Source organism: Streptomyces sp. NPDC056948 (assembly GCF_042674225.1).
Lineage (GTDB): Bacteria > Actinomycetota > Actinomycetes > Streptomycetales > Streptomycetaceae > Streptomyces > Streptomyces purpurascens.
The window spans coordinates 18,432-21,772 of sequence record NZ_JBHUQX010000128.1 but is presented as its reverse complement, the minus strand read 5'-3'; the positions used below and the strand labels follow the sequence as shown (position 1 = coordinate 21,772).

At 67.6% G+C, this 3,341-nt stretch carries 3 protein-coding genes; 1 reads left to right on the top strand and 2 read right to left on the bottom strand.

Annotated features, from left to right (window positions below; translation table 11 throughout):
* Nucleotides 1–94: 94 nt before the first annotated feature.
* Together ACFTZL_RS18525 and ACFTZL_RS18520 are read right to left on the bottom strand one after the other, a co-directional pair.
* Nucleotides 95–1,081, bottom strand: a complete 987-nt coding sequence (locus ACFTZL_RS18525) for a hypothetical protein (protein WP_382583567.1) — start codon at nucleotides 1,079–1,081, stop codon at nucleotides 95–97.
* Between the two features lie 87 nt (nucleotides 1,082–1,168).
* Entirely contained in the window at nucleotides 1,169–2,107 is a 939-nt protein-coding gene (locus ACFTZL_RS18520; RefSeq protein ID WP_382583564.1) for a diiron oxygenase, read from the bottom strand.
* Between the two features lie 122 nt (nucleotides 2,108–2,229).
* On the opposite strand from ACFTZL_RS18520, the gene ACFTZL_RS18515 reads away from it, so the two are divergent.
* The coding region (locus ACFTZL_RS18515; RefSeq protein WP_382583561.1) for a ferritin-like domain-containing protein at nucleotides 2,230–3,341 on the top strand (1,112 nt) is incomplete at its 3' end.

Here is a 3,341-nt window from a genome sequence, read left to right as displayed (position 1 = left end):
GGTGGTTGGCGTCTCCCCCCCCCGCGGGGGGGCCCCCCCCCCCCCCCCACGGCCCCTTCCGTGAGCCGGCGGGTGCGGGCGGTTGCGCCCCCCGTTAGCGCGCGTCTACGTGTTGGAAGTCGACGTTGGTGAGGCGGGCTGCCTTCGGGGTCAGTTCGGCGAGGCCCTGGCCCTCGAAGGTGTCGGTGATCAGGGCGCCCCTGGTGGCGCCGAGAGCGGACTGCTCGTCGTTGGGGACCAGGTCCGCAATGGAGCGGTAGGACTCCTTCAGCAGGGATTCCTGCTTGTGGGCGAGCGGGAGGAGGGCGAAGACGCTGCCGTCGGCCTTCCGCAGGGCGTAGACGCTCGGGTCGGCGGGGGGCTTGGCGAAGAACTTCTCGGTGGCCTTGCCCTCGGCCGCGCCCTCGGTGCTGCTCCTCTGGTAGGTCTTCTTGGCGTTCTCGGTGGGCTTCGTGGAGGTCAGGGCTTTGCCCTTCTTCTTGCCGCCGGTTTCGAGGAAGTCCGCGTAGGCGGCTCCGACGTCGGACGGGGCCATCCCGCCGATCTTGGTGCCGGGGTCGACGGCCTCGGCGAGACCGTCCTTGTCGAGGGCCGGCTTGGGGATCTCCGCCGCGGCGGCCCACAGGGACAGCACCATCTTGTAGGTGCCGTTCACCTTGTCGAAGACCAGGAGCACTCTTTCGTCGTCGTTCTCGCTGGACTTGGCCTGGACGGCGAACCAGTCGCCCGAGCCCTTCTTCGGGATCACGTATGTGCGGTCCGTGTAGGAGAAGGGCTTGGCGTAGTCCTTCTGGTCCTTCTTCGGCCAGGTGTCGAAGAGGGTGTAGACGGCCTTGTCCATCGCGTAGACCTGGCCGGCCTCGACCGTCCCGAGGAGCTTTTCGTCCTGGGCCGCGTTCGCCTTGTTGTTGACCTTTTCGTACTGGTCGGCGATCTTCTTGGCGGTCGCCTGGCTGACCACGCCCTGCGGGGCGGGCGCCTTGTCGGCGTCGGAGGACTCGCTGCCGCACGCGGTCAGGGCGAGGGCGGCCGTGGCGCCGACGGCGGCGGTCCGCAGGGAGTGGGGGATGTGGGGGGACATGCGGGGGTGATCTCCTTCGTGGCCACTGACAGTGACGGGGTCACGGAGGACAGTAGCCACCCTGCATGGACATGACCGCGGCGGGGTCTATGCCAGCAGGCCCGAGGACTTCCACAGCCGGCGTCCCACTCCCCGCAGCACCCCGATGTCGTCGAGGAAGTCCGTCAGCCGCTTCGAGCCGTTCTGCATGACCTCCCGGCGGTGGCCGCTGGCCTTGACCTGGGCCAGGGCCTCGCGCTTGTCCAGGCCGACGTTCGTGTAGACGTCCGGGTTCACGAACGCCACCGAGAAGACCCGGGCGAACTCGCCGGAGGTGACCCGGGTGAACTCCTGGGACCACTTCGGGGCCGTCACCATCTGGCGGCGGAGTTCCTCGCGGGCGTAGCGCACGTGCCGGGCCTCCTCCACGACGTGGATGCGGGTGACGCCCCGGACCAGGGTCTGGACGCGCTCGTCGGGGAACGTCAGGCGCTGCATCCAGTCGAGGACCTCCTCGCCGAGGAGGGTGGCGGTGAAGGAGCCGGGGGTGGTGGAGATGGTCTTGAAGAGGCGTCCCAGGTGCTGGTGGGCGCGGCTGACCGGGTACCAGGGTGTGTCGCCGTGGGAGATCAGGCGGGCGAACATCTTGGAGTGGCGGCACTCGTCCTCGATCTCGGTGAGGGCGTAGCGGACGTGTGCGCTGGTCGCGGCCTTGTCGTAGATGTGGCGGACGAGGAGCTGCATGAGGATGATCTCGAACCAGATGCCGAGGGAGGCGAGGGCCGCCGCCTCGTGCTGGGAGAGCAGGATGCGCTGTTCCTCGCTCATGCGCTTCCAGAGCGGGGTGTCGTAGAGGGAGACCAGCTCCGGGGGCCAGAACCACTTGCCCTCCTCGAAGGGCGCGTCCCAGTCCAGTTCCTTGTCCGGGTCGAAGGAGTGCTTGGCGGAGGAGTCGAGCAGCCGCTGGGCCACCTGCTCCCGGTCCTTGAGCAGGCCGAGGGCGTCGCGCAGTCCGTCGAGCGCGTCGGCTTCCGTCAGGGTCGTCATGGCTGCCCACCTCGTTGTGCACACGTCACTGTTCCCCTTATGAGACTGCGTGTCAGCAAGGTCGTCAATCCCCTGTGCGCGATTTGTTGACGCGGCGTCTACCACGTAGGAGCCTGCGGAGCATGCCGACCTTCGACCTGTACGCCGAGGAACCGGAAGAGTCCGTGTGGCAGGTGCCGGCAAGCGGAGCTGCCCGTTTCAACTGGGAGTACGACGGCGGCCGCGACCGGCTCCTGGCCCTCTATCAGAAGGGCAAGGACAAGCAGTGGGACGGTCAGAAGCGGATCGACTGGGAGTTGGAGGTGGATCCGTATGATCCGCTGGGGACCCCGGACGAAGCGATGTCCCTCTACGGGACCAAGTACTGGGCGAAGCTGACGGAGAAGGACAAGGGCGAGCTGCGCCTGCACTACGCCTCCTGGCAGTTCAGCCAGTTCCTGCACGGCGAGCAGGGCGCGATGATCTGTGCCGCGCGGATCGTCGAGTCCGTCCCTGATCTGGACGCGAAGTTCTACTCGGCGACCCAGACGATGGACGAGGCCCGGCACGCCGAGATCTACGGCCGGTTCCTGCACGAGAAGGTCGGGCTGCTGTACCCGATCAACGACAACCTCCAAGCCCTGCTGGGCGACACGCTGCGCGACTCGCGCTGGGACATGCCGTACCTGGGCATGCAGGTGCTGATCGAGGGCCTGGCGCTGGCCGCCTTCGGCATGATCAGGGACACGACGGACAAGCCGCTGCCGAAGCAGATCCTCGCGTACGTCATGCAGGACGAGGCCCGGCATGTGGCCTTCGGGCGGATGGCGCTCAGGGACTACTACAAGCAGCTCACGGACGCCGAGCTGAGGGAACGCGAGGAGTTCGTCATCGAGGGCTGCTACCTCATGCGCGACCGGCTGCGGGGCGTGGAGGTGCTGGAGAACTTCGGCATCCCGAAGGCCGAGGCCGAGGCCTGCAGCGAGCAGTCCGAGTTCCTCGCCCTGTTCCGCAAGCTCCTCTTCAGCCGCATCGTCCCCTGCGTCAAGGACATCGGCCTGTGGGGCACACGCCTCCAGCAGGCCTACGTCGACATGGGCGTCCTGGAAATGGGCGACTCCAACCTCGACCTGCTGATGTCCCAGGACGAAGAGATCGCCGAGAAGCTGGACGCCGAGCGGTTCGCGGTGGAGGAGCGGGAGCGGGTCGCGGAGGTGGAGGGGGCGATCGAGGCCGGTCAGCGACTCGACGGCTG

What these genes read in the sequence shown, in the direction of transcription:
- ACFTZL_RS18525 (WP_382583567.1), bottom strand. Translation starts at nt 1,081, where the DNA reads ATGTCCCCCCACATCCCCCACTCCCTGCGGACCGCCGCCGTCGGCGCC.
- ACFTZL_RS18520 (WP_382583564.1), bottom strand. Translation starts at nt 2,107, where the DNA reads ATGACGACCCTGACGGAAGCCGACGCGCTCGACGGACTGCGCGACGCC.